Here is a 26,742-nt window from a genome sequence, read left to right as displayed (position 1 = left end):
TATCAGACAGGCCAGCTTACATGAGTTAAGGGAGGAGCGGAAACAGGCGGCCGGAAGAAGCGCAAAAAAAACCTGCGCATCCGCGCAGGCTGGTGAAATCGCTGCGTTCGGCATAACGCCAACGCCACCTATCAATACCTCTGGGAGAGCAAATGTAGCGTGTGGCCTTATCGTTCGCCATCCCTGAATCGCAACAGCCCTTCGCAAAATGTAAGCAAAAATTTGCGCTGAAGCCTTTGAAAGTTAGCCAGTTATTAACTTAGCGCGCCGTGCGGCATTAAAGGCCCGGCAACCCGGCCCAACAGCGCACCAACCGGCCCTTTTAAAAATAGTTACACGTTAAGACAGGCATGGAGTGACGCCAGCATAGCGGGAAAGCCATAGCCGACAGCTTACAAAGAGAGTCATTTCCCGTTTTCGCCTTCGTTGTGAACAAGCTCAATAGGTGTAACACAGTTATTTACAGCCTCGCCCTGTTAAGGCGGTTAAAGATGAGGCTGGCGCGCAATGGCCGGGAGCCTGCATGATATCGGCCAAACTTCCGCCGGCTGCGCCCGAAGGTTAAGGCAGGAGGGTAACGTTTTCACTCACTGCGCTCCTTTCTGCGGCATCTCCTGAAACATAGCGGTTCTCTTCTTGAACCAGCGGCAGTTTTTCGTAAAACTGACGCAATGTAAACGCTTACCCTACCCGAGGTAATAAATGGCGACGATTAAAGATGTTGCACAGCTCGCTGGCGTATCTGTCGCCACCGTGTCCCGCGTTATCAACCACTCTCCCAAGGCCAGCGAAGCTTCGCGCCTGGCCGTCAGCCAGGCGATGGAGCAACTTAACTATCATCCCAACGCCAACGCCCGCGCGCTGGCGCAGCAAAATACGCAAACCATCGGTCTGGTGGTGGGCGATGTATCCGATCCCTTTTTCGGCGCAATGGCAAAAGCGCTGGATCAGGTCGCCTGGCGCACCGGCAATTTTCTGCTTATCGGCAACGGCTATCACAATGAAGAAAAAGAGCGCCAGGCCATTGAGCAGATGATCCGCCACCGCTGCGCGGCTCTGGTGGTCCATGCCAAAATGATCCCCGACGACATGCTGGCCAGGCTGATGGAGCAAATCCCCGGCATGGTGCTGATCAACCGCTGCCTGCCCGGTTTCGAACACCGCTGCGTGGCGCTGGATGACCGCCTCGGCGGTTGGCTCGCTACCCGGCATTTGATTCAAATGGGCCATACGCGTATTGGTTTTCTCTGCTCGAACCACCCGATTTCGGATGCAGAAGATCGCCTGCGCGGCTACTACGATGCGCTACAGGAGCATAAGCTGCCGCGCGACGAACGGCTGGTCGCCTTTGGCGAACCGGATGAAAGCGGCGGCGAACAGGCCATGACTGAGCTGATAGGACGCGGCAATGCGTTCACCGCCGTGGCATGCTACAACGATTCGATGGCGGCAGGCGCAATGGGCGTACTCAACGATAACGGCATCGAGGTGCCGAAAAAACTCTCCCTGATTGGCTTTGACGACGTTCTGGTATCGCGCTACGTGCGCCCACGCCTGACAACAGTGCGCTATCCAGTGATGACAATGGCCACGCAGGCCGCCGAACTGGCGCTGGCATTAGCGCAAAACAGAGCGCCGCCGACGGCGACGCATCTTTTTACGCCAACGCTTGTGCGTCGCCAGTCCGTTGCCGCGCCGGCGCAGGAAAATAACGCCGCGTCAGGCAGCTAGCCTACAGGCTTTCCAGCGCCAGAAGCTCTTCAATGGTCTGGCGGCGGCGAATAAGGCGCGTTTCGTCACCGTCAAGCAGCACTTCCGCAAGCAGCGGTCGGCTGTTGTAATTAGATGACATTGACGCGCCGTAAGCGCCGGTATCATGAATTATCAGATAATCGCCAACGCGCACCTCAGGCAGCATGCGCGTTTCTACCGTACCGCCCTCAAGCTGCGTAAATACATCGCCCGATTCGCAAAGCGGCCCGGCAACCACACACTCTCGCTGTGCCGTATCCAGCTTTCGCCCGTCTGCCGCCAGCGCTGAGATATGATGGTAGCTTCCGTACATCGCCGGGCGCATCAGATCATTAAACCCGGCGTCAACCAGCACAAAATGGCGCGCGCCCATATCTTTCACGCTGCGCACCTGCGCTATCAGCACTCCTGCCTGGGCCGTCAGAAAGCGCCCCGGCTCAATTTCCAGCGTCACAGGGTGGCCCAGGTGGCGAGCAATTTTCTCGCGCGCTGCGTTCCATAAGCCGTAATAGTGTTCGGTATTGACCGACTCATCGCCGGCGCGATAAGGGACAGACAGACCGCCCCCGGCTGAAATCGCCTGCAAATCCTGACCAAACTGCATAATCAGATTCACCATTGCGCCGCATACCTGTTCAAGGTGCCCGTAATCCACGCCGGAACCGATATGCATATGGATGCCGGTAAGCTTCAGGCCGTATCGCTGGATAGCCGCAAGCGCCAGCGGCATATCGCCATGCCAGATACCGTGCTTGCTGTTCTCTCCCCCGGTATTCGTCTTCTGGCTATGACCGTGCCCAAAGCCTGGGTTCACGCGCAACCATACGGCGTGTCCGGGCGATGCCGCCCCCAGTTGCTCCAGCATATCCACCGATCCGGCGTTAACCGCAATGCCCAGTTCGCTAACGCGGGCAAGCGTTGGCGCATCAATCAAATCAGCGGTAAAAACGATATCCTGCGCCCGATAGCCTGCCGCCAGGGCACGCTCAATTTCCCCCAGCGATACCGAGTCCACCTTTACGCCTTCCTCACGCATCAGGCGCAGAATATGGGTATTGGAGCAGGCTTTCTGCGCAAAGCGAATAACATCAAACTGGCGCAGGCGCGCAATCTGGCGGCGTATAATTTGCGCATCGTACACCCACAGCGGGCAGCCAAAGCGGGCCGGCAGCGCCATTAACCTGGCCGCGTTTAGCGCGGTATCAGCAGCGTTAAGCGAATGTGGCATAGCAATCTCCCTGTATATGATAACGCTATTTAGCCACAGCAAAGGGGGCGATAAAAAATATCGTTTTCTCGGAAGGCTATGCAAAAATGATATAGCTTAAGGCGTAAACGGCCCTTTTATATAAATCCGCAGCCCGCTGACGCAAATGGCCTGCTCATCAGCCTGCCGTAGCGGCGCGTTGTCAAACCAGGTATGCCCCTTCAATGGAGAAAACCGTGCCCGCGATTCATCTGCGCCATATTGAGATTTTTCATGCGGTAATGACCGCCGGCAGCCTTACGCAAGCCGCCGCCCTGCTGCGCACATCGCAGCCAACGGTCAGCCGCGAGCTGGCGCGCTTTGAAAAAATTATCGGACTCAGGTTGTTTGAGCGCGCGCGCGGGCGCCTTCATCCCACCGTACAGGGGCTGCGCCTGTTTGAGGAGGTGCAGCGCTCATGGTACGGACTGGATCGCATCCTTGATGCTGCGCAAAACCTGCGCGAATTTCGCCAGGGCGAACTGTCTGTCGCCTGTCTGCCGGTATTTTCCCAGTCTTTTCTACCGCGCCTGACGCAACCTTTTCTGGCACGCTACCCGGAAGTCAGCCTGAATATCGTGCCGCAGGAGTCCCCCCTGCTGGAAGAGTGGCTCTGCGCCCAGCGCCACGACCTGGGGCTGACAGAAACGCCTTCCACCCCCGCAGGCACCGAGCGCATCGCACTGCTGGCGCTCAACGAAGTCTGCGTGCTGCCCGCCGATCACCGCCTGGCGGCACGGGCAGAGCTGACGCCGCAGGATTTTTGCGGTGAAAATTATATCAGCCTGTCCCGCACTGACAGCTACCGCCAGTTGCTGGACTCACTGTTTCAGGAGCACGGGGTACGTCGCCGTATGGCGGTTGAAACCCACAGCGCCGCCTCAGTGTGCGCTATGGTGCGCGCAGGCGTCGGGATTTCAGTGGTCAATCCGCTCACCGCGCTGGACTACGCGGCAAGCGGCATAGTGGTGCGGCGCTTTAGCGTTTCAGTGCCGTTCACCATTAGCCTTATTCGCCCGCTGCATCGCCCGGCATCGGCGCTGACTGACGCTTTTTGCGCTCATTTGAGCGCAGGCGCTGCGTATTACAGCAATGCGCTGGCGTCGCTGACGGCAAGCCGCCCAGGCTAACCCCATATAATACGCACAGCGCAGCGGTATCCGGCATGCCGTGCGGGAACGCCGCTCGCCATACAGCCGCAGCCTGCGTTCCACAAACGCGCGCCTTTTCCCGTCCGCCGTTCCCCGTCAGGGTTTATACGTACGCCTCCAGCACATCGTAACGGTAGCGCGCTTTCCGTTTTTGCGAGGCCGCTGCATTCCACCGCCGTTACCGGCGCTGCGCGGCATCGCTTTTTATATTCGTAATGCAGTTGCGCAGGGAATGCTTAAGCCCGGCTTCACGCCTGGCGCTTTACAGGCGCCCGGCAACAGTCAGGCGCTGTTTTTTGCATCACCCCAGCGCCGTCATCTCCTGATAAAGCGCGGACGGTATCGTCACCCCTTCAGCTTCGCTGCGCGCTCGCGCGCGGTGGCGGCGTTCGCCGGGAATGCGCGCGCCCTGAGCTGCCATAGCGCTAAACATCGCCTCGCCTCTGGCCAGATGAACATCTGCGTCATCGCCCAAAAAGCGCCGGGGGTCCATAGCGATAATCAGTTCGCCGCCGTAAGGCAGCCCGCCGGCGCCGGCGTCAAAATCCAGCGACTCCTGGCTTGTCATATCACCAATCAGCGGGCCGGCAATCAGTTCCACCATCGCCGCCAGCGCCGATCCCTTATGGCCGCCGAACGGCAGCATGGCCCCTGCCAGAATCTGCGCCGGATCGGTCGTTTCCCGCCCTTCGCTGTCCAGCCCCCAGCCAGGCGGCGCCGGTTTCCCGGCGCGTCGGCGCAACTCTATTTCGCCACGCGCCGCCGCGCTTGTCGCCATATCGAAAATAAACGGCGCTTTGCCCGCTCTCGGCCAGCCGAAGGCCAGCGGATTGGTGCCAAACAGCGGCGTGGCGCCGCCAGCCGGCGCCACCCAGGCATGGCTTGGGGTACAGGCCAACGCCACCAGCCCCTGCTCCGTCAGCGGTTCGATATCGGCCCACAATGCGGAAAAGTGCACGCAGCGATTAATCGCCAGCGCGGCGATACCGCACTGGCGCGTCTTCGCCGCCAGCAAGGGCAGCGCTTTTTCCCACGCCAGCAGCGAGAAAGCCCCGGCGGCATCCGCTTTAACCAACGCTGGCGCCGTGTCCTGCACGGTTGGCAGCGCATCGGGCGAAACCTTGCCCGCACGCAGCGTCCGTACGCAGCCCGGGATACGGTACAGGCCGTGGGAAGCGCAGCCGTCGCGCTCGCCGTTTACGGTATTACGGGCCACCGCCGCGGCGTGCGCTTCGCTAAAACCATTGCGACGCAGCACCCCAAACGCCAGATCGTAGGCGGCATCAAGGGTCAGGGTTATCTGTTCCATCTTGCTCCTTTATTACTCTTCTTCGTCCTCGCCAAAGCTGGCGCAGGGCAGGCAGGAATGTACGCCCCAATAGTAAATAGCCAGCGACATCGCTGCCACGACAATCGTATCCCAGGGGTGTCCCAGCACGCCGATGCCGCCAAAGCTGCCCAGCCAGGAGGCCAGCATAATCAGCGCGTAAAAAGCGATAAGCCACAGCGACGACCTCACTTGCTGGCGCAGGCTGACGGCCTCAGTCGGCACCCGCTTACGGCACAGCACATAGATAACGAACATCAGGATCTGCAATCCCAGCAGCCAACAGAGCGTGGCCCACCCCGACCAGTAAACAATCAGCGCCGAAATCATAAACGACAGCGGCCCGATAATCGCAAAACCGCGCACCCGAAACGGCCGCGCCAGCGCCGGCGCGTTACGACGCAGCCCGCCGGCCGTCACCGGCGCTATCGCATAGCTCAGCACCAGCGCCGCCGACACCACGCTGATAAGCCGCTCCCAGGAGGGAAACGGCAACGTCCAGAATACCGACAGCCCAAAAGTCAACCACAGCGCCGGGCGGGGAATGCCGGACTGGCCGTCGATACGGGTAAAAATTTTATAAAAGGTCCCCGTCTTCGCCCAGCCGTAAACGACCCGCGGCGTGGCGTTCATATAAATATTGCCGGTACCTCCCGGAGACACCACGGCGTCGCACACCACCATAAAGGCCAGCCAGCCCAGCCCCAGCGTCATGGCGATATCACGATACGGCAGCGAAAACTGGCGGCTGATATCCCCCCAGCCGCCGTTTAACAGCTCGCCGGGTATGCTGCCAATAAAGGCCAGTTGCAGCAGCACATAGATGATAGTGGAGAGCACGACCGAGAGGATCAGCGCTACCGGAATGGTGCGCTGGGGCCGCTGCGCCTCGCTTGCCACTGAGATAATCGGCGTCAGCCCCAGGTAGGCGAAAATAATGCCGCCAGCGCTAATCGCCGCCTCCACCCCCGCCGCCCCGAACGGCGCAACGCCTTGCGCCGTGAGGTTTTCCGGCCGGAAAAAGGCAAACAGCGTCACCACCACCGCCAGCGGCACCAGAAACTTCAGCACGCTAATGATATTGTTAGAACGGGCGAAGGTTTTCACGCTGTAGTAGTTCAGGGCAAAGAACACGCACAGCAAAATAAACTGCACGCTCCACCCCAGCAGCGTGGGGTCGCCAGAGCCTGGCTTGCTTAGCGAAGGAAACCAGGCCGCGGCATACTGCCGCGCGGCCACAATTTCTATGGATATCAGGCTGGAGAAGGCGATAAGCGTAATAAAACCCAGCAAATAGCCCATCAGCGCGCCATGCGAAAAAACCGGATAGCGGATAATGCCGCCCGCTCGCGGCAGCGCCGCCCCCAGTTCGCAATAAACAATTCCCAACAGCAGCACGGCGAAACCGCCAATCAGCCAGGAGGCGATGCCGGCCGGGCCGGCAATGCTCGCTACGTGGCTGGCGGCAAACAGCCAGCCGGATCCGAAGATAGCTCCGAGGCCGATAAAGGTCAGATCGGTAAGCGTTAGCTGTTTTTTAAATTTCCCGGGCGATGCGGCAGGCGCAACGCGGGTATCGGTTGTGTGAAGGGTCATAAGGGTTCCGCCTTTTGGTTAAGGCTGCACAGGACTGCGCGTCAGCGTGCCGTTAACCCGCCGCAGCAGATTGAGGGGATTACTGTCCTGCAACGCAGGCGGCAGCAGCGCCGCCGGCGCGTTTTGCAAACAAACCGGGCGCAGGAAGCGATCGATAGCCAGCGTGCCCACCGATGAGGTACGCACATCGGAGGTTGCAGGCCAGGGGCCGCCGTGTACGATGGCGTCGCAAACTTCCACCCCGGTGGGATAACCGTTAAACAACAGCCGACCGGCCCTGTCGCCGAGCAGCGGCAACAGCCGACGCGCCAGCGGCGTATCAGCCTCGTCAGCATGCAGCGTAGCCGTAAGCTGCCCCTGTAGCGCGGCAAGCAGGGCGAGCAGATGTTGTTCATCATCGGCTTCCAGCACCAGCGCCGACGGACCGAACAGTTCTTCATGCAGCAGTTCATCCTTTGCCAGCCAGGCCTCGGGCGCGGCCCGCCATAGCCGGGCGCTGGCCTGCTCTGGCGCGCAGCGCCCCTGCGCCAGCGGCGTCAGGCCGGTATGCGCCTCGCGCCGGGCCACGCCCTGTTGATAGCCCGCAAGCGCCGCCGGGTTCAGCATGGTCTGAGGCGCGCTCTGGCTAACCGCCTCGCACAGTCGGCTCAGAAAATCCGACGTTGTAGGGCTGCGTATCGCCACAATCAGCCCCGGTTTTGTACAAAACTGCCCGCAACCCAGCGTAAAGGAGGCCACCAGATCCTGAACTATCTGCGCGCCGCGCGCGGCCAGCGCGTGCGGCAGTATCACCAGCGGGTTCACCGCAGACATTTCAGCAAAGACAGGAATGGGCTGCGTCCGCTGTTGCGCAAGCTTAATCAGCGCGCTGCCGCCGCGCAGCGAGCCGGTAAACCCCACAGCCTGAATGGCGGGATGCTGCACCAGGCGCGCGCCGATATGCCCACCAAAAATCAGATTAAAGACGCCCGGCGGCATACCGGTACGCGCCGCCGCCTGCACGATTGCGCCTGCGGTTAGCTCTGCGGTCGCCATATGCCCTTCATGAGCTTTAAACACGACCGGGCAACCAGCCGCCAGCGCTGCGGCGGTATCGCCGCCGGCGGTAGAAAACGCCAGCGGAAAATTGCTGGCGCCAAAGACCGCGACAGGCCCCAGCGCAACCCGATACTGACGCAAATCCGGGCGCGGCAGCGGCGTTCTGTCGGCAAGCGCCGTATCGATACGCGGTATGAAGGCGTCACCGCGTTGCAACATGTCGGCAAAAAGGCGCATCTGCCCGCTGGTGCGCGCCCGCTCCCCTTTTAGCCGCGCCAGCGGCAGGGCCGTCTCCTGGTGCGCAATATCAAAAAAATCGTCCCCCAGGGCGTCCAGCTCATCGGCTATCGCCGCCAGAAACAGGGCGCGTGCCTGCGGCGAGGTTTGCCCGTAGTCAGCGAAGGCCGCCTGCGCGGCGCAGGCGGCGGCATCCGCCTCGCTCGGGGTTGCGGCATAAAAGCGCCAGCCTGTGGGCTTGCCGTCCACTGCCCGCAGGCTAAGTAGCGACGCTTCGCCGCTGCCGGTACGCTCCGCGCCGATAAACTGCTGTCCGGTCAGGTTAAGCATGGTCACCTCCTCTTACAGACCGACATCCGGCAACGCCGGGCGGCTGTCCAGCGCCTGGCGAACGATTTGCTCCACGTGACGACGATCGTCGCCCTCCAGCGCCAGGCGCGGCGGACGGGTAATTTCACTGCCGCGCCCCAGCAGCGCCTCGCACAGTTTGATGCACTGCACCAGATCCGGACGCGCGTCGAGGTGTAGCAGCGGCATAAACCAGCGATACAACGCCATCGCTTCCTCAAAGCGTTGCTGCTTCGCCAGCCGGAATAGCGTTTCGCCTTCACGCGGAAAGGCGTTGGACATCCCGGATATCCAGCCCTGGGCCCCCATCGCGACGCTCTCAACCACAACGTCATCCAGCCCGGCAAACAGCACGAAGCGATCGCCTACCGCATTGCGTAAGTCGGTAAAGCGGCGGGTATCGCCGGAGGAGTCTTTAAAACAGACAATGTTGTCGCAGTCGGCCAGGGTCGCCAGGATAGCAGGCGTAACGTCGTTTTTATAAATTGGCGGGTTGTTGTAAACCATAATGGGCAGATCGACGGACTGCGCCACGCGGCGAAAGTGGGCCGCCGTCTCGTGCGGTTTTGACGAATAGACCAGCGCCGGCATCACCATCACGCCATCGACGCCTACCCGCTGCGCCTCACGCGCCATTCGCTGGGCAAAAGCAGTGGTGAATTCCGCCACGCCAGCAATAACCGGTATCTTTCCCCCGGCGGCGTCTTTCGCCGCTTCAATAATTTGTATTTTTTCTTCGGTGCTCAGGGAGGTGTTTTCTCCTACGCTGCCGCACACCACCAGGCCGGAAACGCCATCCTGCGCCAGGTTCTTCATCACCGCGTGAGTGGCATCCAAATCCAGGCTGTAATCGCTGCGAAACTGGGTCGTAACCGCCGGAAAGACTCCGCTCCAGCTAATCGCGTAGTGGCTCATGGTCCGTCTCCTTGTCATCATTTTGTTAATAATTGGTGAATATTTATTTAATTCACGTAACAGATTGACGACTCCGGACCTGAACCGCTTGACAGTTTTCCTTCTGTAGCGCGTCGAAATTGGCACAGCGCATTAGGTTGAACAGAGGGCCACACGGCCCTGCGCCTTGCCAGCGGAGTTTTCGCTCAGCGCCAGCATCATGAGGATTAAGGGACACAGCCTAACATTGCACGCTCATTTCGCCTCCCAGCGTCAGCCGGAAATCACGGGGGGTAGAGCCTGTCATGGCCTTAAACTGGCGGCTAAAAGCGCTGTGGTCGGTATAGCCGCACTGCAGGGCGATATCGGTAATCGGCATATCGCCGGCCAGCAATTCGGTGGCTTTTTCCAGGCGTACTTTGTGAATCATCTGGCGCGGCGTCAGGTGGAAGATGCGTTTGCAGTAACGCTCGATTTGCGCCACCGACAGACCGCTTAGCGCGGTGAGTTCTTCCATAGCGATGGGTCGTTCGTAGTGAGTGCGGATGTACTCATCAATGGCCGCTAACTGCTGCCAGGCCGGGTGGCAGGCGCTGGCCTCCTGCAAATCATGCGAGATCCCCGCCATACCAATGACCTGTCCGCTGGCGTTGCACAGGGCCAGTTTCTGGGTCAGACACCAGCCGGTACGACGCCCGCTGTAGAAATGCAGTTCCAGCCGATCGCGCAGCGTAGCCCCCTCGTTCAGCACCCTTAAATCCTGTTCGGTATAGCCCTGCCCCAGGCGGCGCGGAAAAACATCCGCCGAGGTCTTGCCCAGCAGCGGCGCCATGCTGCTCAATCCGCAGCGCCGGGCCAGAGTCAGATTCGCCAGCAGATAACGCGCGTGACGATCCTTAACAAAAAACACCACGCCGGGTATGGCGTTAAGCAGGGGAGCAATCAGCGCCAGCGCATTGAGCAGCACATAAATATTCTCAGGGCGCTGGCGCGCAAGCCCTTCACAAAACCGGCTCAGCTCTGCCGGGGAAATCTCATCACTTACTGCCGGGGACGACATCACGCAATTCATAGCGGCTCCTTCTGATCGGTTTCGCATAATTATTAACCTAAAATTAACAAATCAAGCGACAGAAGAGAGAAATGCGATCGCGGCGAAAATTTAGCGCGCCGCCGCTCGTTTTCGCCCTACAAGGATGATGGGGTAAAAAAAAGACATAATTTATTAATAAATAAAAAATTAATTAACTACGCACAGAAAATACAACGCTCACTGTGCCAGTTTCACTACTGTGCGCTATGAAAACCCTCAAGCGCAGGCGTCGTTTTCTCGCCCAGCATAAAGAAACATATTTATAACAATTGAGGCATTAACTGATGAATCGCCCTCCTGCCTTTTTGCGTATTATCGATTCACATACCGGCGGCGAACCCACCCGGTTGATTGTGGAAGGTTTTCCCGATCTGGGGCCGGGAACGATGGCTCAATTGCGCGAGCGCTTCGCCGAACGCTTCGATCACCTGCGCCAGGCCGCTGTCCTGGAACCACGCGGCAGCGATGTACTGGTCGGCGCGCTGCTCTGTCGCCCGGCAAACCCAGCCGCCACGGCAGGCGTCATTTTTTTTAATAACAGCGGCTTTCTGGGAATGTGCGGACACGGCACCATCGGCCTTATCGCCTCGCTGGCCTGGCTTGGACGAATTGAAGCCGGGCAGCACCTCATTGAAACCCCTGTTGGCGACGTTCGCGCCACGCTCAACGAAGATGGCAGCGTTTCAGTAGAAAATGTCCCTGCCTGGCGCTGGCGCCGGGGAGTGCGGGTCGCGACCCGCTACGGCGACATCAGCGGCGATATTGCATGGGGCGGTAACTGGTTTTTCCTGGTCAACGATCATCCGTTACGTATTGATACCGCCAGCCTGACGGCGTTGACCGATTTCGCCATCGCCATACGCCAGGGCCTGGAACAGGCCCGGATCCGCGGCGCGGATGGCGGCATTATCGACCATATCGAACTGTTCGGCCCCGATGCCCGCGCCGACAGCCGAAGCTTTGTACTTTGCCCGGGACTTGCCTGGGATCGCTCCCCCTGCGGTACCGGCACCAGCGCCAAACTGGCCTGTCTGGCAGAGGACGGCCTGCTCGCGCCAGGCCAGGTCTGGCGCCAGACCAGCGTGATCGGCAGCGAATTTAGCGCAAGCTACCGCCGCCATGACAGGCAGATTATCCCCACCATCCACGGTTCGGCCTGGGTCTGCGCCGATACGCGGCTGCTGTTTGACGAGCGCGATCCCTTCCGCTGGGGCATCGCGCTATGAGCGCCACGGACGTTATCGTCGTCGGCGCGGGTATTGTGGGCGCCGCCTGCGCATGGCGTCTGACCCAGCGCGGGCTACGCGTGACGCTGGTGGATGACGGACGCGCCGGTGCCACTGCCGCAGGCATGGGCCATCTGGTGTGCATGGATGACAATCCCGCCGAACTGGCGTTAACGGCCTGGTCGCTGGCGCTGTGGCGCGATATCGTTCCCCGGCTTTCACGGCGCTGCGCCTGGCGCGGCTGCGGCACCCTGTGGCTGGCGCAAACGCCCGACGAAATGGAAGAAGCGCAGCGCAAACGACAGCGGCTGGCGCAATATCAGGTGCAGAGCGAACTGCTTTGCGCCACGGCTCTCGCCGCGCAGGAACCTGCGCTGCGCGACGGGCTGGCAGGCGGGCTGCGGGTGCAGGGAGACGGTATCATCTATGCGCCAAACGCGGCGCGCTGGTTTATCGAGCAGGCAGGCTCGCGTCTGACGCACATCACCGGCAAAGCCGTTGCGCTGGAAGAGCCCTGGCTTCAGTTGCAGGACGGCCGGCGGCTGCGAGCGAGCGCCATTGTGCTCGCCTGCGCCAGCGGGGCCAACGCGCTGCTGGAAGAACAGTGGTTGCGCGTCAAGAAGGGCCAGCTTGCCATCACCGACCGCTATGCGCCGCGCCTTACCCACCAGTTGGTGGAGCTAAGCTACGGCGCCAGCGCCCATGCAACGCAGGGTAAATCCGTGGCTTTTAATCTTCAGCCGCGCCCAACCGGGCAGTTGTTAATCGGCTCCTCCCGGGAATATGACAATCACGATCCGCAGATCGATCTCGCTTTGCTGGCCGCCATGCTGCGCCGCGCCTGCGCGTTCCTGCCTGAACTTGGGGAGCTTAATCTAATCCGCTGCTGGAGCGGCTTTCGTAGCGCATCGCCGGACGGCCAGCCGCTGCTGGGGCCGCACCCGCGGCGCCCCGGCGTCTGGCTGGCGCTGGGCCATGAAGGGCTGGGGGTCACCACGGCAACGGGCACGGCCTGGCTGCTGACCGACCAGATAACGGGAACGGCAAGCGATATTGACGCCGCGCCCTGGCTGGCCTCGCGGCTAAACAAAGAGGAGTTAAACGCATGACGCAGACCATTAGTCTAACCATTGACGGCGTTGCCGTTATGGTCGCCAGCGGCACCAGCGTTGCTGCGGCGCTGGCTCGCTGCTCGCTTCCAGCGGCCCGGCTTTCCGTTAGCGGCAAACCGCGCCTGCCGTTCTGCGGCATGGGCATCTGCCAGGAGTGCCGCATTCTCATTGATGGAAAACGGCGGCTGGCCTGCCAAACACTGTGCCGCGCCGGTATGCAGGTAGAGCATGACGCGCAACTAAGGAGCGGCAAACATGGCTGAATTACACTGCGATATTGCTATCCTTGGCGCAGGCCCGGCGGGACTGGCAGCGGCGCTAAGCGCCGCCGCCTGCGGCAAACGGGTGATAATTCTTGACGACAACCCTGTTCCCGGCGGGCAAATCTGGCGCGACGGGCCGGGTGCCGGGCTGGCGCAGGCGGCCCGTAAACTGCGTGCTGATGTCGCCAATAACCCGAATATCAGCATCCTGAGCGGCGCCCGGCTTATCGCGCGCGCGCAGCCTCGCGCCCTGCTGTACGAGCGTGAACATGACTGCGGCCTCCTCTACTGGCGGCGGCTCATTCTGTGCTGCGGCGCCCGGGAGCTTCAGCTCCCCTTCCCGGGCTGGACGCTGCCTGGCGTCACCGGCGCAGGCGGGCTTCAGGCGTTGCTTAAGCAGAGGCTGTGCCTGGCCAAAGAGCGGGTAGTGATTGCCGGCAGCGGCCCACTGTTGCTGGCGGTAGCCGCCAGCGTGCGACAGGCCGGCGGCCAGGTTGCCGCTATCGTCGAGCAGGCGCCGCTGCACGCAATGCTGCGCTTTAGCGCCGGACTGTGGCGCTGGCCGGAAAAAGTCAGGCAACTGGCGGGGCTTGTAGACCGCCGCTGGCGCCCCGCAAGCCAGGTCAGCGCAGCGCTGGGCGACAGCCGACTGACGGCGGTACGCATTCGTCATGCAGGGCGTGAGCGGGAACTGGCCTGCGACCGGCTGGCAACGGGCTACGGCCTGATTCCTAATATCGAACCGGCCCTGCTCTTCGGCTGCCCGCTGGCAGGCGTCGCTATCGCCGTGGATAGCTATCAGCAAACCGGCGTTGCGGATATCTTCGCCGCAGGCGAGTGTACCGGCGTGGGCGGCAGCGAGTTAGCGCTGGCGGAAGGCGCCATCGCCGGTTACGCCGCCGCCAATGACGGCGCCCGGGCGCGAAATCTTTTTCCCCGGCGCGAGCGCTGGCGCCGCTTCGCAAAGGCGCTGGAAAACGCCTTTGCTCTTTCGCCGCAGCTTGGCGATATCTGTACGCCGGAGAGTTTACTGTGCCGCTGCGAAGACGTGGCGACAGAGGACGTCGCCGGCGCCGCAAACTGGCGTTGCGCTAAAACAACGCATCGCTGCGGTATGGGCGCCTGCCAGGGGCGTATCTGCGGCGCGGCGGCGCGCTGGCTTTGGGGCTGGCCGCTGCCCGCGCCCCGCGAACCGCTATCGCCTGCGCGCATCGAAACGCTGGCGCATATGTCGCCATCGGGCAGCCCGGAATAAGGCGTTACGGAACGACGGCCCCTGCGTCCCGGCCAGAAAAGCGCCCTGCCAGCGTTGGCCGGGCGCGCCGGAAGTAGCCGCGTTGCGCTTAACACGACCGCCCCTGGCGCGCCACGTCGGCGGTAGCGCTTTAAACCTTACGCCGCCCCGCCGCGCAGCGGCGCCTCGCGCAGCAGCCATGAGAGAACAAAAGCCAGTACAATAACCCCCGCCGCCATTGTGAACGCCGCATGTATCGCCGCGCCAAAAGCCTGGAGATAATCATTGCGAATAGCCTGCGGCAGGTGGTGTACCGCTACCGGGTTCAACTCTCGCGGCAACGGCGTGCCTTCGGGCAGCAGCCGCAACAGATTTGATTGCAGGATATGGGTAAACACCGCGCCGAACAGCGCCACGCCAATAGAACCGCCCACCGAGCGAAACAGCGTAACGCCCGACGTCGCCACGCCAATAAGCCCCGGCGACACGCTGTTTTGTACCGCCAACACCAGCACCTGCATTACCATTCCAAGGCCCATCCCCAGCAGGCAGGTAAAAAGATAGAGATGCCAGGTCGGAGAATGGGTCGTAATGGTAGTCAACAACGTCATTCCTGCAAAGGCCAGCAGCGTTCCGGCAATCGGGAAAAAACGATAGCGCCCGGTACGGCTAATCATGCGCCCGCTCGCAGCCGAGGTCGCCAGCAGCCCGCCCATGAGCGGCAGTAGCTGTAACCCGGCCTCGGTAGGCGTGGCGTTTTTAACGACCTGCAAATAAAGCGGCAGAAAAGTGACGGAGCCAAACAGCGACATACCGATGATAAAACCGATCAAACTACACAGCAGAAAACTGCGGTCGCGAAAGAGCGAGAGCGGGATAATCGGTTCGCTGGCGATACGCTCTTCATAAATAAATCCGCCCACGCCCACGAGCGCGAACGCCAGAATGCACCACAACTGCGGGTTTGACCATGCCAGCACCGTGCCGCCCTGGCTGGTAAATAAAATAATGCACAAAAGCGTCAGGCTGAGATAAAACGCGCCGAGATAGTCAATTTGGTGGCGTTTGCGCCTGTTGCTGGCGCTAAATACCATGCCGATAACCAGTAACGCCAGTATCCCCAAAGGCAGGTTAATATAAAAAATCCAGCGCCAGGAGGCGTGCTGAACAATAAAACCGCCAATAAGCGGCCCAAGTACCGTCGCCAGCCCAAATACCCCGCCAAACAGCCCCTGATAGCGACCGCGGCTGGCAGGAGGCACCACGTCGGCTATCGCCGCCATACTGACGACCAGCAGCCCGCCGCCGCCTAATCCCTGAAGGGCGCGCATCAGCACCAGTTGCGTCATATTCTGCGCCAGCCCGCACAGCGCTGAACCTGCCAGAAATAGCCCAATAGCGGTTTGCAGCACTATCTTGCGGCCAAACAAATCGCCAAATTTGCCATACAGCGGCACCACAATGGTTGACGCAAGGATATAGGCCGTAACCACCCAGGAGAGTTTATCCAGCCCGCCAAGTTCCCCCACGATGGTAGGCAGCGCCGTTGACACAATAGTCTGATCAAGCGCAGACAGTAGCATGACCAGCATCAGCGCGCTAAAAAGCAGGCGAACAGACGGTTGCCCGGCCTGCGTTTCCCCCCCGGCAGGCGCCGTAAATTTTGCACCCATAAATCGCTCGTAATTAATTAACTGGTTAATTAATATTGATAAGGTCACTGAAAAGCGTCAACGGAGCTGCGAATGAAAACGGCACAGAAAGCTAAACCGGCCAAAATTGCGGACAAATCTCAGGGCCGCAGGCCGGGCCGTCCGCGCAACGCCCCGGGGGCTGATAGCCGCGAACGTCTGCTTGATGCCGCCCTTACTCTGTTTGCCCGACACGGGGTTGCGCAAACATCGCTGAACGCCATCGCCCGTGAAGCTGGCCTCACGCCGGCCATGCTGCACTATTACTTCAATTCGCGCGAACAACTGCTGGACGTTATCGCCGCGCAACGTTTTCTACCGCTGCGCGCAGCCATCAGCGATATCTTTGCCACGCATGCCGACGCGCCGGAAACCGCCATTACGCTCATGACCCGCCAGCTCGCCCAGGCCGCAACGCAGCATCCGTGGTTCGCGCCGCTGTGGCTGCAGGAGTTAACCGGCGAAAGCGCCATTTTGCGCCAACATTTGCATCACCGCTTTGGTAACCGGGAAAGCAGCCTGGCGCTCGCTACGCTCAAAAGCTGGCAACAGCGCGGGCTTATCCATGCAGCGCTCTCCCCTGCGCTGTTATTAACCTCGTTAATGAGCCTGATTCTGGTGCCCTTTGCAGTGCTTAAGCAGCGCCAGTTTGAAGGCAACGGCATAAACGTGGATGCCGATACCATCGTACAACATGCGCTAACGCTGCTGCGCCGGGGCGTTCTCACGCCGCCTGCGCGCGTGCGCGAGACGTAGACGGCTGCGGTTTGCGCTCTTTTTTTAAAGACGATGAACGATATTGAAAGTTTTATCCAGGCCGTACCGGTGTAAAAGAAAGCGGCATATCGGGCGCCGGGGCACCGCCTTTACGCAATGAGCGCGCGGTGAAAACGCGCCTCAGATTGATGACAAAGAAAACAAAAGCGTGGTTTTATCCTTTTTGCGACGATCGAACAAAAAGTAATCAGTTAATTTTCTGACTTTTCGCACCGTTATCGTATGGAGCGGCGCTTATCAATAACCTCAGGCGCGTTAAACGCGCCTCAGTTTGTTGACAAAGAAGAGAAAACGGGGTTTTTCCTTCTTTGTGGTAAGCAGGCGAAAATCAATGCATTGATTTCCCCTATTTTTTATTGTGTTTCATCCATCCTGTCTGCGACAGGATGGGGTTTGTCAGCGGTCTCGCCTCTTTTTTGCAAACGCTACGCCTGCGCGGGCTCGTCTTTCGCCTGGCAAATCTCCAGCAAAAGCGAGCGAATCCACCGCCGCGCGGCATCGCGGTGAGTGCGCTCATGCCAGGCGATGCTTTTCATAAATCCCGGTATCGGCACCGGCGTCTCCATTACGGCAAGCTGCGCGCACCCCGTAACCAGCCGACGCGGCGCCACGGCTAACATATCCGATGCCAGCAGCACCTCCGTTAAAGCCAGCGGGCTGTTTACCGTCATGCCGACCCGTCGTCTGCCCCCTACCGTCGCCAGCGCCTGCGCCATTAAGCCTGTAAAACTGACGCAGTCAGAAACCAGCACATGATCCAGCGAGCAAAACTGTTCCAGTGAAATACTCCCCATTCTCGCCGCAGGGTGGTTTGCGCGCATAACGCACACATATTGTTCCACGAACAGTACACGGCCGTGCAACTCTTCGGGGATGTTCTGGGGCATTGCCACCACAAGGTCAATATCGCCATGCTCCAGTTGACGCAACAGCCGGTGAGATTCCACCGGCACGACGGTTACACTGATACCCGGCGCGTGCGACCTGAGCGCCGCCATCAGCGGCACAATGACCGCCTTTAACGCGTAATCCGATGCCGCTACGGTAAAATTCAGCCGCGCCAGGCTCGGATCGAAACTTGCCGGATGCAACAGTAACTTTACTTCTGAAAGGATCTGTTTCACCGGCGCGGCCAACTGCTGCGCGCGCAGCGTAGGCACTATGCCGCGCTGCGCGCGTACAAACAGCGGATCGTTAAAATATTCACGCAGCCTGGCCAGCATGCCGCTTACCGCAGGTTGCGTCAGCGACAGCCGCTGCGCTGCGCGCGTGACGCTGCCTTCATCAATAAGAGCATCCAGCGCCTTCAGGAGGTTGAGGTCAAGCTTTCTGAAATCATTGCTCATTGTGGCTCCGCCAGAAGGTATAAACAACGTTAATAAATACCCGTCCCTGCTTCGGCGGCTGCCTGTAGCGCAACAGCCGCGCCCCACGCCTCCTGCGCCGGGATTAAAACGCGACATTCACCACCTGAGTAGGCCGCAGGCCTGCCCTGCCCGGCCAGCGCTCTGGCGGTATAGTGATATGCACGCAGCCGTCCGTCGGCCTGGAGAAAGATAAAGCAGCGCCTGGCCCACTCGCGCTGCCGCTTACGCCCCAGCGGCCATTGTTCGTACTCTTGTAACGTGCATGACTCATTCGCTCAGCGCCGCTTGCCATGTCGCGCGCCGGGCGCTGAGGCAGGTTAACGCCCCGTAAACAGGGCTCGGCAGGTTAAGCGCCATCGCAGCAATAAAACGGTGTCCTGCACCGTACCGCTCACGGCAAATGACGCGACGTTGCCAGGCGCCATTAACGTATGACACTGGTCAGCTAAACGCTGAACGTCATTACAGGCAGCTACGCCTGCAACGATGAAGCGAAAAACACGAATGCGCGCGCATAAACGTCAGGCCATAAACGTTTATCCATAAAACGGCCTTAACCGGAGCGCGTCGCAGGCAAGCAAAGAACCGCCAAAGCGGCAACCACGCGCATTTTTCATAAATTTAGCTTAAGTATTAAAAATTACAACAAACGCCGGAAAAACGCCCTCCGACGGTTATTTATTTTTATTCTGTTTTTATCACGCTAAATTCCGCCAACGACACGTTGTGTGATTTTCATAAAAACCGCCATAATTTGGTGTAAAAAATTACATAAACAATGAAAAACAACAGAAAAAACCACATTACGGTATTTATTTAAAACCTGACCCCACTACGCTTCCGCCTGTTTTGGGCGCATCATATAGTTGCAGCCCATACGTATGCTTGTTTTATTACCCCCGACCAATTCAAACAGGTGCTTGCCTTGTCGCAAATATGCGCCCAAAAACAGTAACATTACTAATGAAAAAATAAATTTATAATACATGAAACGGCGCAGGCGGCGAGCCTTCGTTGCGAACACCCGGCAGGCGCGCGGCAGGGCCACTTATTAACCCAAAAGCGGTGGATAAAGTAGAAGCGCACGTTAAGGACGCGCTGCAACGCGGCCGCCGCCTGGTGTGCGGCGGCGAACGCCCACGCGCCCGGCGCCTCGTTTTACCCGCCCACGGTTATCGCCGACGCGACGCATAAAATGCGGCTTGCCAGTGAAGAAACCTTCGGCCCGCTGGCTGCCTGTTTCCGTTGCAGCCAGGAGCAGGAGGCCATTGAACACGCTAACGCCACGTCGTTCTGGATCTCTACACCTGCGATTTAACGCGCCGCGTCACGCAGCGGCACGGTGGGCGTGAATGCGGGGGATTATCTCCATCGAGGCGACGTCTTTCGGCGGCGTGAAAGAGCCCGGCCCCGGGCGAGAAAGCGCCGCAAGCGTCCCCCAAAACGAAGTACGTCAACCCGGGCGGCCTGCGCTAAGCATCGTGGTGCTACAGGATCCGTTGTCTGGCGGCCCCTGTTAGTCCTGGCGCCGCTTTTGGCGGCTGCGCGCCCGTATACACTCAACCGCCTGTCGCTGAATGTTCTTTCCTCTCCAGCCCGCTATCTGTTCACGCGCATACAGGATACGGGCGGAACAAAACGCCTCGCCGCTTCTGTTACCACTTTGTCATGCCCCTACGCCTTGTCTTTTTATGTTTGCAGGCCCCCGGTACGCCAGCGCCTGGCGAATACGTAGACAGCGTTTTATTTGAAGGCAGTCACATTTATTTAAGATTGAATAAAATATTCCTTCATATTTTTATTTTAATAATAGATTATTCCATCGCGAATTACACTAATAGCTCGTCCCCAAAAAGAGAATGATGATAGTGAAAACAAAAACTTACCTTATCTCTGCGCTGGCTATTCTGGCCTGTGGCGCAACGCAAGCCGCTGAAATCTATCGTGGAAAAGACGGTTCTACCGTCGATCTGTACGGCCGCCTGGGTTTCAACGTTTCAGATAAAAAAACCGGCGATACCCAGGGCGATTTTGACGGCCGCCTCGGCTTTAGCAGCCGCCAGGTGGTTAACGACACAGTATCCGTGATTGGCCTTGCGCAGTATCAGGTCAACTCCGCTGAATACGCCAATAACGTTGAAGGGGATAACGACAGCCTGACCGCACGCTATGTCTGGGCAGGTCTGGATATGTCCCAGTACGGGAAACTGACCGGCGGGCGCGTCTCTTCCGGCCTGATTATGTTTACGGATATTGGCGACGTATTCGCAAGCTCCGATGTTTCAACCGGCCGCCAGGCGCGCTACATCGACCCGACCGCCGTGCAGGTTTTCCGTCAGGACGGCACCGTGCAGTACCAGAACAGCTTCGGCAATCTGGATTTTTCTACCGCTTATATCATCGGCAATAATACTTCCGACCTGGATTATGGCTACAATGCAGCGCTGCGCTATACGCTGGATATGGGGGATGCGGGCAGGCTGGCGCCGGTTGTGGCGTTCCAGAAAACCCGCGCCGACCAGGGTGAAAAGAGCCGCGCTAACGGCGCAGATACCTTTACCTATGGCGGTGTGGGTACGCGCTACTACCTTGGCCCGCTGATGCTTGGCTACCTCTATTCGCAGGATACCGTAACCTATGTTAACGGCCGGGCGGACAGCAAAGACAAAAACCACGAGTTCACCGCTGTCTATGACATCAACAGCGACTGGACGGTGCGTGCAGGCTACCGCTACCTCAGCAATAAGGGCGGCGATAAGCTTATGCTGCGTGACACCACATTTGAAGTGCAGTACAAGCTCACCCCGCGCAGCTCAATTTACACTGCGTATATTCTGCGTAACGGCCACGACGGTTATAACGCCGTTACCGGCAGTAATGTCTCGTTTGGCGGTAGTTCAGCCTCGCAAAGCTTCTACCACGCAGGGCTGCGTTACGAATTTTAAACTTGCCGTGAAGCCGGAACGGGCGCGCCGTTCCGGTTCATAAAAGGAGAATCCGATGATAAGAACGATGCTTATGCTGGCGCTGTTGACCTTAACCGGCGTCGCGCAGGCCGCAACAATCAAAACCAGCGAGAACGTTAACGTTTTAGCCGCCCGCGATGCGAAGATGAACGCCCTGGCCAAATCGATAACGGTTAACGCAGGCGAACAGGCGCTGATTGTGCGTTTTGAAGCGTCCGCCAATCCGGGTTCTTCTAACGAAAGCCTGGGGCGCGTGACCTCTGAGGCCTGGCTTTTAACATTTAGCACGCCCCAAAACGGCGCATTTACATTATCCACTGATACGCCCCGAACCGCGCAGGAAGCGCGCAGGGCCGCTGAGCAACCTCGCTTTACGCTTAAAGACGCCCAGGGAGATAGCGTTGCTCTGAACGCGAAGAAAGTGAACATTGCCCAAAGCTCATTAATGACAGACTACAGCCAGTATCTGCCAGGAGGCGCTGTAGCACGCCCGTCGACCGCGTCAACACAGGAAGGCAAGGCCACATTAAGCCAGGCACAGCGTGAATTTTTAAAACTTAACGCCGCCGATCGCAAAGCCTTTTTGCGCTGGGCGCTGGAACTTTAACTTTTGCCTTTTATAGCAACAAACAGCGAGACAGTACCGTAATGAAAATCGATTTATCTTCCCTGACCACCGAAGGGCGCAATATTCAGAGCGAAAACATCGACATGCTTTCTACCGAAGAAATGTTGCGCGTGATTAATAGTGAAGACCAAAAAGTCGCGCTGGCGGTTGAAAAAGTGATTCCGGCCATCACGCGCGCCGTTGACGCCATCGTGGCGGCCTTTGGGAAAGGCGGGCGTCTTATCTATTGCGGCGCGGGCACCTCCGGACGTCTGGGGATTCTGGACGCCAGCGAATGCCCGCCGACCTACGGCACGCCGCATGAGCAGGTGGTAGGGTTAATCGCAGGCGGACATAAGGCCATCCTCCAGGCGGTAGAAAACGCCGAAGATAGCGTGGCGTTTGGCGTTGACGATCTGAAAAATATCCAGTTCAACGCCCGTGATGTGCTGGTAGGCATTGCCGCCAGCGGGCGCACGCCTTATGTGACCGGCGCGCTCAATTATGCCAAAAGCCTGGGGGCAACCACGGTGGCGCTGACCTGCAACGAAGGCAGCGAAATGACGCAAATTGCCGATATTTCGATTGTTCCGGTAGTAGGCGCGGAAGTGGTGACCGGTTCTTCGCGCATGAAAGCCGGTACGGCGCAAAAGCTGGTGCTGAATATGCTCACGACCGGCGCGATGATCCGCACCGGCAAAGTTTACGGCAACCTGATGGTGGACGTGGAAGCGACCAACATGAAGCTGGTTCAACGTCAAATCAACATAGTTATGCAGGCAACGGACTGCGATCAACAGATGGCCAAACAGGCGCTGGACGCATGCGGCGGCCACTGTAAAACCGCAATCGTTATGGTGCTGGCAAATCTCAATGCAGAACAGGCAAAACAGCTTTTAAACGATAACGGCGGATTCATTCGCCAGGCACTGGCAAATGCGAGGAGCTAGCAATGGCCAAAATTACCGAACAACTTATTACTGCTATCCTGGAACGGGTAGGTAATAAATCGAATATACAGGTGTGCGGCCACTGTATGACCCGCCTGCGCCTGACGCTTAGAGACGATGGGCTTATCCAGCAGGATGCATTAAAGGCGCTGCCGGGCGTGCTGGGCGTTATCAACAGCGACGATCAGCTTCAGATAATCCTCGGCCCGGGCAAGGCCCAGACGGCTGCCGAGATGATGAACCACAGGCTGGCAAACGGCGCGAATGCCGAACCGCAGGCCGTCGCATCCATCGCCAGCGACACAAAACAGAAAATGAAGGCGAAGCAAACCAGCGCGGTTCATCAGTTCCTCGCAAAGTTCGCCACCATCTTCACGCCGCTGATTCCAGGCTTTATCGCCGCCGGGATGCTGCTGGGCTTCGCTACGTTAATCGAGCAAAGCCTGCTGGCGAACGCCGCTGAGAAAAATGCCACGATTGTGCATATCGTGGGTTATATGAAAATTTTTGGCAAAGGCCTGTTCACGTTCCTGCCCATATTGATTGGCTATAACGCCCAAAAAGCGTTTGGCGGTTCGGGAGTAAACGGCGCAATTATCGCCGCCCTGTTTCTGCTGGGCTACAACCCGCAAGCGACAACCGGCTACTTCTCCGGTATTGATAACTTCTTCGGGATGGATATCGATCCGCGCGGTAACATTATCGGCGTGCTGATCGCCTCAATGCTGGGCGCCTGGATCGAGCGCCAGTTGCGTAAGATTATCCCCGATAACCTGGACATGATTCTGACGTCTATGCTGGCGTTGCTTATCACCGGCGCGCTGACGTTTACGCTTATCATGCCTTTTGGCGGCGAGCTGTTTAAGGGGATGTCCTGGCTGTTTTTACACCTCAACGGCAACCCGTTTGGCTGCGCCGTTCTCGCCGGCCTGTTCCTGATAGCGGTTGTGTTTGGCGTCCACCAGGGGTTTATCCCGGTCTATTTTGCGCTGATGGATGTGCAGGGCTTCAACTCCCTGTTCCCGATTCTGGCGATGGCGGGCGGCGGTCAGGTGGGCGCGGCGCTGGCGCTTTACTTGCGCTCGGCGCGCGGTTCCATCACCCGTAATCAGGTGAAAGGGGCTATTATTCCGGGGCTGTTGGGCGTGGGCGAGCCGCTGATTTACGCCGTTACGCTGCCGCGCGTTAAGCCATTCGTTACCGCCTGCATCGGCGGCGCATGCGGCGGTTTCTTCATTGGGCTGGTGGCGTGGTTCGGGCTGCCGGTCGGCCTGAACACCGTCTTTGGTCCCTCAGGCCTGGTTTCGCTGCCGCTGATGACTTCAGGCGAAGGGATTTACGCCGGCATGGCCGTTTATGCAGCGGGCGTGCTGATCTCTTACCTCTCCGGCTTTATTGTGACCTGGTTTTTCGGCCATAAAAACGTTGATTTAAGCTAAAATAAGGGCAGGCGGTAGCGCATTATTCCCCCGCCGCCTGCCCGCCTTTTACCGGTTTACCGGTTCCGACGACGCTTTCCTTGCCCCCTTCCACTCCCTTGCGTTAATCACTTCGTTTGATGGTGAACGGCACTTCCTGCGTGGTGAACGTATGCGCCTTCCGGCTGCTGACCCGCGCCATTTTACGCCCCCGACAGCGTATGCCCGCCATGCGAAACCAGGTTACCCTGCGCTTTAAGGCCCTCCAGAAAACGGAATCGCCAGCGCACTTCCGAAGCAGGAAAAAATGAGTCCGGGCCTGGCCATTTCGTCCGCGTCATACCTGATTTGCATACTAAGGCGTACCCCCGTAACCGATTGGCAAACATCGCGTTTAAGTCAAATTGCAATTCGGTTATACGTTCACCACGGAGGAAGATCCCTATATAACGATCGTCTGGACGCCGGATAACACAGGTGAGAATAATTCGTGGAATACCGGCAACCAAAACCCGGTAAGGATACCGAACCCGGTAGTTGTTGATCCGCTGGCGGAAGATACCAGTATTGAAGCAACAACCACTCCGGCGCCGGCAGAGAAGAAATTTGCGGATTATATTCTTATTCTGCCGTTGCCGAATATTCCTCCGATATATATATACCTGAGCAAGCCACCTGTTAAGTTTTTGGAAGTTGATTTATATAGTAATCTCGAAGGGCGCTCACGGGAAGGTAAATATCATGCCGATCATATACCGTCAAAGGCAGCAGTAAAAGAATATTACCGAAACTTAGATCCATTATTAGACAAAGATGATATTAATGATTTGGCAAATGAGGTCGCAGCAATTACTGTTCCAATAGATGTTCATCGAAAAATCAGCGAAACTTATGGGCGTAGGAATAGTGAGGCTCAGATTAAATTAGATGCATCTAATTTGCGGGCAGCAGTAGATAGAAACCTTGATGCAATAAAATCAGCATTGAAAGAGCATGGCGCTACAGAAGCACAAATAGAAGCTGCAAGAGTTAAAATGCATAAAATTAATTCATCAATGGGATTGTATAAATGACAATAAATATTGAGGCATTAATCCGTTGCTTAGGTCAGACGTATCACGAAATGCTTGAGCAGAACATTATATCGTATAAAACGAAACCTTCTGGCGAATATGGAGATCCTGATCTCAACCTTGATATGGTCAAAGAGGGAGTATTTCTTTCTTTCAAAAGAGACGGAATGATACTTCAGGAAATAACGTTACGAATTCAGCGGGATGGCATAAAAGGGTGGATTTTCCCTAATGATTTACCTACGCCACTCAAGACAGAAATGCCACGACAATGGGTGCATGATACCTTCGGGAAACCAGATAAAGCAGCTCCTCCACGCAAGGTAGCAAACAAAACCTTTGGATGGACTGAACGTTATGCCATAGAGGATTTTCATATGCCTATAGCAATGCAAGTCAGTTACGATCTGGAAGAAATGGTAAAAAAAATAACTTTCCTCCCAACTTCAGCCCTTCGTTGGTAGATTTCCCCATTCTTCCCAAAGCAGCACTACATATCGGTAGTGCTGCTTCATTCCTTATCCTTTCGAACATTCAGCCAAAGCACACCGACTGTGGAGAACCGACTCTTAGCATTGCAATTTATTGATATGTAAGCGTAAAGTGATTGCCGTATTAACGGCTATTTAGTGGTGTGATCTACGTTCCATAGCAGAAGTTCTGCCACTTTGTTCAATGTCCATTCCAGCAGCACGCTCAGGATATATCAGAGGTAGGCTTTCGGATCGAGGCCATTGAGCCTGCACGTTCCAATTAGGCCATACAGCATGGTTCCACGCTCGCCACCATGATCGCTGCCGAAGAAGATGTCATTTTCCTTGCCAGGGCAGACCGCTCGTCGCACGCACTCAGAGGAAGAAGCGCGTATCACCATCATTTGGACGTCTGACAGTGCCGGTATAACTGTTTCGTCAAATACAGGTAACCAAAACCCGGTAAGGATACCGAACCCGGTTGTTATTGATCCACTGGCGGAAGATACCAGTATTGAAGCAACAACCACCCCGGCGCCGGAAGTGAAGAATCTTGATGGATGGCTGGCTCACTATAATAATGAGCGAACCTNTAATACAGCTAATACAGCTAATACAGCTAATACAGCTAATACAGCTAATACAGCTAATACAGCTAATACAGCTAATACAGCTAATACAGCTAATACAGCTAATACAGCTAATACAGCTAATACAGCTAATACAGCTAATACAGCTAATACAGCTAATACAGCTAATACAGCTAATACAGCTAATACAGCTAATACAGCTAATACAGCTAATACAGCTAATACACAATACGGGACGCAGACCGCTGAGCAATAAACGCCAACAGTTTTTCACGAGACTGTAATTAAAATTGTGTAATTGCCTGTTTTTGAT

Annotated in this window: 25 protein-coding genes and 1 pseudogene; 17 read left to right on the top strand and 9 right to left on the bottom strand. The window is 57.7% G+C overall.

Features of this window, described 5'->3' with window-relative positions:
* The first annotated feature begins 702 nt into the window (after positions 1 to 702).
* Positions 703 to 1,731 carry an HTH-type transcriptional regulator GalR gene (gene galR, locus JJB97_RS06080; RefSeq protein ID WP_238713137.1) on the top strand — a complete coding sequence of 343 codons (1,029 nt, stop codon included), beginning with the start codon at positions 703 to 705 and terminating at the stop codon, positions 1,729 to 1,731.
* 1 nt (position 1,732) lies between these two features.
* Here galR and lysA read toward each other — a convergent pair whose 3' ends face one another.
* Entirely contained in the window at positions 1,733 to 2,980 is a 1,248-nt protein-coding gene (gene lysA / locus JJB97_RS06075) for a diaminopimelate decarboxylase (RefSeq protein ID WP_238713136.1), read from the bottom strand.
* Between the two features lie 215 nt (positions 2,981 to 3,195).
* Between lysA and JJB97_RS06070 the strand changes: the two genes are divergently transcribed.
* Positions 3,196 to 4,128, top strand: coding sequence for a LysR family transcriptional regulator (locus JJB97_RS06070; protein ID WP_238713187.1), 933 nt, complete (start codon positions 3,196 to 3,198; stop codon positions 4,126 to 4,128).
* 322 nt (positions 4,129 to 4,450) lie between these two features.
* Here the strand turns inward: JJB97_RS06070 and JJB97_RS06065 are convergent, their stop codons facing one another.
* From JJB97_RS06065 to JJB97_RS06045, 5 genes are all read right to left on the bottom strand, one after another.
* A complete protein-coding gene (locus JJB97_RS06065; protein ID WP_238713135.1) occupies positions 4,451 to 5,458 on the bottom strand; it encodes an Ldh family oxidoreductase in 1,008 nt (335 codons plus the stop codon).
* A 12-nt stretch (positions 5,459 to 5,470) separates the two neighbouring features.
* Positions 5,471 to 7,072: an APC family permease gene (locus JJB97_RS06060; protein ID WP_238713134.1), complete on the bottom strand. Its 1,602-nt coding sequence runs from the start codon at positions 7,070 to 7,072 to the stop codon at positions 5,471 to 5,473.
* A gap of 18 nt (positions 7,073 to 7,090) precedes the next feature.
* Positions 7,091 to 8,677: an aldehyde dehydrogenase (NADP(+)) gene (locus JJB97_RS06055; protein ID WP_238713133.1), complete on the bottom strand. Its 1,587-nt coding sequence runs from the start codon at positions 8,675 to 8,677 to the stop codon at positions 7,091 to 7,093.
* Between the two features lie 12 nt (positions 8,678 to 8,689).
* Positions 8,690 to 9,610 carry a dihydrodipicolinate synthase family protein gene (locus JJB97_RS06050; RefSeq protein ID WP_238713132.1) on the bottom strand — a complete coding sequence of 307 codons (921 nt, stop codon included), beginning with the start codon at positions 9,608 to 9,610 and terminating at the stop codon, positions 8,690 to 8,692.
* A gap of 220 nt (positions 9,611 to 9,830) precedes the next feature.
* Positions 9,831 to 10,661 carry an AraC family transcriptional regulator gene (locus tag JJB97_RS06045; RefSeq protein WP_238713131.1) on the bottom strand — a complete coding sequence of 277 codons (831 nt, stop codon included), beginning with the start codon at positions 10,659 to 10,661 and terminating at the stop codon, positions 9,831 to 9,833.
* Between the two features lie 305 nt (positions 10,662 to 10,966).
* Between JJB97_RS06045 and JJB97_RS06040 the strand changes: the two genes are divergently transcribed.
* Genes JJB97_RS06040 through JJB97_RS06025 form a run of 4 tightly spaced genes read left to right on the top strand, consistent with a single transcriptional unit; the run spans position 10,967 to position 14,538 of the window.
* Complete coding sequence (locus JJB97_RS06040; protein WP_238713130.1) at positions 10,967 to 11,908, top strand: 4-hydroxyproline epimerase; 942 nt, start codon at positions 10,967 to 10,969, stop codon at positions 11,906 to 11,908.
* Positions 11,905 to 13,017 carry an NAD(P)/FAD-dependent oxidoreductase gene (locus tag JJB97_RS06035; RefSeq protein WP_238713129.1) on the top strand — a complete coding sequence of 371 codons (1,113 nt, stop codon included), beginning with the start codon at positions 11,905 to 11,907 and terminating at the stop codon, positions 13,015 to 13,017. The genes JJB97_RS06040 and JJB97_RS06035 overlap by 4 nt, the downstream gene beginning before the upstream one ends.
* Positions 13,014 to 13,283, top strand: coding sequence for a (2Fe-2S)-binding protein (locus tag JJB97_RS06030; protein ID WP_238713128.1), 270 nt, complete (start codon positions 13,014 to 13,016; stop codon positions 13,281 to 13,283). The genes JJB97_RS06035 and JJB97_RS06030 overlap by 4 nt, the downstream gene beginning before the upstream one ends.
* Positions 13,276 to 14,538 (top strand): FAD-dependent oxidoreductase, encoded by a 1,263-nt coding sequence (locus JJB97_RS06025; protein ID WP_238713127.1) that lies wholly within the window; start codon positions 13,276 to 13,278, stop codon positions 14,536 to 14,538. The genes JJB97_RS06030 and JJB97_RS06025 overlap by 8 nt, the downstream gene beginning before the upstream one ends.
* A 137-nt stretch (positions 14,539 to 14,675) precedes the next feature.
* Here JJB97_RS06025 and JJB97_RS06020 read toward each other — a convergent pair whose 3' ends face one another.
* On the bottom strand, positions 14,676 to 16,190 hold the full coding sequence (locus JJB97_RS06020) for an MDR family MFS transporter (RefSeq protein WP_238713126.1): 1,515 nt from the start codon (positions 16,188 to 16,190) through the stop codon (positions 14,676 to 14,678).
* A gap of 72 nt (positions 16,191 to 16,262) precedes the next feature.
* Between JJB97_RS06020 and JJB97_RS06015 the strand changes: the two genes are divergently transcribed.
* Positions 16,263 to 16,964: a TetR/AcrR family transcriptional regulator gene (locus tag JJB97_RS06015; protein ID WP_238713125.1), complete on the top strand. Its 702-nt coding sequence runs from the start codon at positions 16,263 to 16,265 to the stop codon at positions 16,962 to 16,964.
* 446 nt (positions 16,965 to 17,410) lie between these two features.
* Here JJB97_RS06015 and JJB97_RS06010 read toward each other — a convergent pair whose 3' ends face one another.
* Positions 17,411 to 18,331: a LysR family transcriptional regulator gene (locus tag JJB97_RS06010; protein WP_238713124.1), complete on the bottom strand. Its 921-nt coding sequence runs from the start codon at positions 18,329 to 18,331 to the stop codon at positions 17,411 to 17,413.
* A 1,086-nt stretch (positions 18,332 to 19,417) separates the two neighbouring features.
* On the opposite strand from JJB97_RS06010, the gene JJB97_RS18735 reads away from it, so the two are divergent.
* The 9 genes from JJB97_RS18735 (at position 19,418) to JJB97_RS05970 (ending at position 25,830) form a co-directional block, all read left to right on the top strand.
* Positions 19,418 to 19,546: a hypothetical protein gene (locus JJB97_RS18735; protein WP_399198187.1), complete on the top strand. Its 129-nt coding sequence runs from the start codon at positions 19,418 to 19,420 to the stop codon at positions 19,544 to 19,546.
* Position 19,547: 1 nt separating this feature from the next.
* Positions 19,548 to 19,670 (top strand): aldehyde dehydrogenase family protein, encoded by a 123-nt coding sequence (locus tag JJB97_RS18535; protein ID WP_263457880.1) that lies wholly within the window; start codon positions 19,548 to 19,550, stop codon positions 19,668 to 19,670.
* 34 nt (positions 19,671 to 19,704) lie between these two features.
* On the top strand, positions 19,705 to 19,872 hold the full coding sequence (locus JJB97_RS06000) for a hypothetical protein (RefSeq protein ID WP_238713123.1): 168 nt from the start codon (positions 19,705 to 19,707) through the stop codon (positions 19,870 to 19,872).
* A 348-nt stretch (positions 19,873 to 20,220) separates the two neighbouring features.
* Complete coding sequence (locus JJB97_RS05995; protein WP_399198168.1) at positions 20,221 to 21,297, top strand: porin; 1,077 nt, start codon at positions 20,221 to 20,223, stop codon at positions 21,295 to 21,297.
* Between the two features lie 55 nt (positions 21,298 to 21,352).
* Positions 21,353 to 21,925: a DUF2057 family protein gene (locus JJB97_RS05990; RefSeq protein WP_238713122.1), complete on the top strand. Its 573-nt coding sequence runs from the start codon at positions 21,353 to 21,355 to the stop codon at positions 21,923 to 21,925.
* A 41-nt stretch (positions 21,926 to 21,966) separates the two neighbouring features.
* A complete protein-coding gene (murQ, locus tag JJB97_RS05985) occupies positions 21,967 to 22,875 on the top strand; it encodes an N-acetylmuramic acid 6-phosphate etherase (protein ID WP_238713121.1) in 909 nt (302 codons plus the stop codon).
* Between the two features lie 2 nt (positions 22,876 to 22,877).
* Positions 22,878 to 24,314, top strand: a complete 1,437-nt coding sequence (murP, locus tag JJB97_RS05980) for a PTS N-acetylmuramic acid transporter subunit IIBC (protein WP_238713120.1) — start codon at positions 22,878 to 22,880, stop codon at positions 24,312 to 24,314.
* A gap of 383 nt (positions 24,315 to 24,697) precedes the next feature.
* Complete coding sequence (locus JJB97_RS05975) at positions 24,698 to 25,366, top strand: S-type pyocin domain-containing protein (RefSeq protein ID WP_238713119.1); 669 nt, start codon at positions 24,698 to 24,700, stop codon at positions 25,364 to 25,366.
* On the top strand, positions 25,363 to 25,830 hold the full coding sequence (locus tag JJB97_RS05970) for a DUF6392 family protein (protein WP_238713118.1): 468 nt from the start codon (positions 25,363 to 25,365) through the stop codon (positions 25,828 to 25,830). Before JJB97_RS05975 ends, JJB97_RS05970 begins: the two co-directional genes overlap by 4 nt.
* Positions 25,831 to 25,988: 158 nt before the next feature.
* Here JJB97_RS05970 and JJB97_RS05965 read toward each other — a convergent pair.
* Positions 25,989 to 26,210 (bottom strand): annotated as a pseudogene (locus tag JJB97_RS05965) (transposase domain-containing protein); the annotation flags it as partial.
* Between JJB97_RS05965 and JJB97_RS05960 the strand changes: the two are divergent.
* Positions 26,173 to 26,685, top strand: coding sequence for an S-type pyocin domain-containing protein (locus tag JJB97_RS05960; RefSeq protein WP_238713117.1), 513 nt, complete (start codon positions 26,173 to 26,175; stop codon positions 26,683 to 26,685). The pseudogene JJB97_RS05965 and the gene JJB97_RS05960 overlap by 38 nt on opposite strands.
* The last annotated feature ends 57 nt before the right edge of the window (positions 26,686 to 26,742 follow it).

It is taken from the genome of Tenebrionibacter intestinalis, assembly GCF_016632365.1.
GTDB classification, from domain to species: domain Bacteria; phylum Pseudomonadota; class Gammaproteobacteria; order Enterobacterales; family Enterobacteriaceae; genus Tenebrionibacter; species Tenebrionibacter intestinalis.
The sequence above is the reverse complement of the archived record's forward strand: the minus strand, read 5'-3'. Positions and strand labels throughout refer to the sequence as shown.

Coding starts and splice junctions, on each gene's coding strand:
- JJB97_RS06065 (WP_238713135.1), bottom strand. CDS start 5,458: ATGGAACAGATAACCCTGACCCTTGATGCCGCCTACGATCTGGCGTTT.
- JJB97_RS06010 (WP_238713124.1), bottom strand. CDS start 18,331: ATGAGCAATGATTTCAGAAAGCTTGACCTCAACCTCCTGAAGGCGCTG.
- JJB97_RS06015 (WP_238713125.1), top strand. CDS start 16,263: ATGAAAACGGCACAGAAAGCTAAACCGGCCAAAATTGCGGACAAATCT.
- JJB97_RS06045 (WP_238713131.1), bottom strand. CDS start 10,661: ATGAATTGCGTGATGTCGTCCCCGGCAGTAAGTGATGAGATTTCCCCG.
- galR (WP_238713137.1), top strand. CDS start 703: ATGGCGACGATTAAAGATGTTGCACAGCTCGCTGGCGTATCTGTCGCC.
- JJB97_RS05970 (WP_238713118.1), top strand. CDS start 25,363: ATGACAATAAATATTGAGGCATTAATCCGTTGCTTAGGTCAGACGTAT.
- JJB97_RS06035 (WP_238713129.1), top strand. CDS start 11,905: ATGAGCGCCACGGACGTTATCGTCGTCGGCGCGGGTATTGTGGGCGCC.
- JJB97_RS06055 (WP_238713133.1), bottom strand. CDS start 8,677: ATGCTTAACCTGACCGGACAGCAGTTTATCGGCGCGGAGCGTACCGGC.
- JJB97_RS06040 (WP_238713130.1), top strand. CDS start 10,967: ATGAATCGCCCTCCTGCCTTTTTGCGTATTATCGATTCACATACCGGC.
- JJB97_RS18535 (WP_263457880.1), top strand. CDS start 19,548: ATGCGGCTTGCCAGTGAAGAAACCTTCGGCCCGCTGGCTGCCTGTTTC.
- JJB97_RS06020 (WP_238713126.1), bottom strand. CDS start 16,190: ATGGGTGCAAAATTTACGGCGCCTGCCGGGGGGGAAACGCAGGCCGGG.
- JJB97_RS06000 (WP_238713123.1), top strand. CDS start 19,705: ATGCGGGGGATTATCTCCATCGAGGCGACGTCTTTCGGCGGCGTGAAA.
- JJB97_RS06025 (WP_238713127.1), top strand. CDS start 13,276: ATGGCTGAATTACACTGCGATATTGCTATCCTTGGCGCAGGCCCGGCG.
- murQ (WP_238713121.1), top strand. CDS start 21,967: ATGAAAATCGATTTATCTTCCCTGACCACCGAAGGGCGCAATATTCAG.
- murP (WP_238713120.1), top strand. CDS start 22,878: ATGGCCAAAATTACCGAACAACTTATTACTGCTATCCTGGAACGGGTA.
- JJB97_RS06030 (WP_238713128.1), top strand. CDS start 13,014: ATGACGCAGACCATTAGTCTAACCATTGACGGCGTTGCCGTTATGGTC.
- JJB97_RS06050 (WP_238713132.1), bottom strand. CDS start 9,610: ATGAGCCACTACGCGATTAGCTGGAGCGGAGTCTTTCCGGCGGTTACG.
- JJB97_RS05990 (WP_238713122.1), top strand. CDS start 21,353: ATGATAAGAACGATGCTTATGCTGGCGCTGTTGACCTTAACCGGCGTC.
- lysA (WP_238713136.1), bottom strand. CDS start 2,980: ATGCCACATTCGCTTAACGCTGCTGATACCGCGCTAAACGCGGCCAGG.
- JJB97_RS06060 (WP_238713134.1), bottom strand. CDS start 7,072: ATGACCCTTCACACAACCGATACCCGCGTTGCGCCTGCCGCATCGCCC.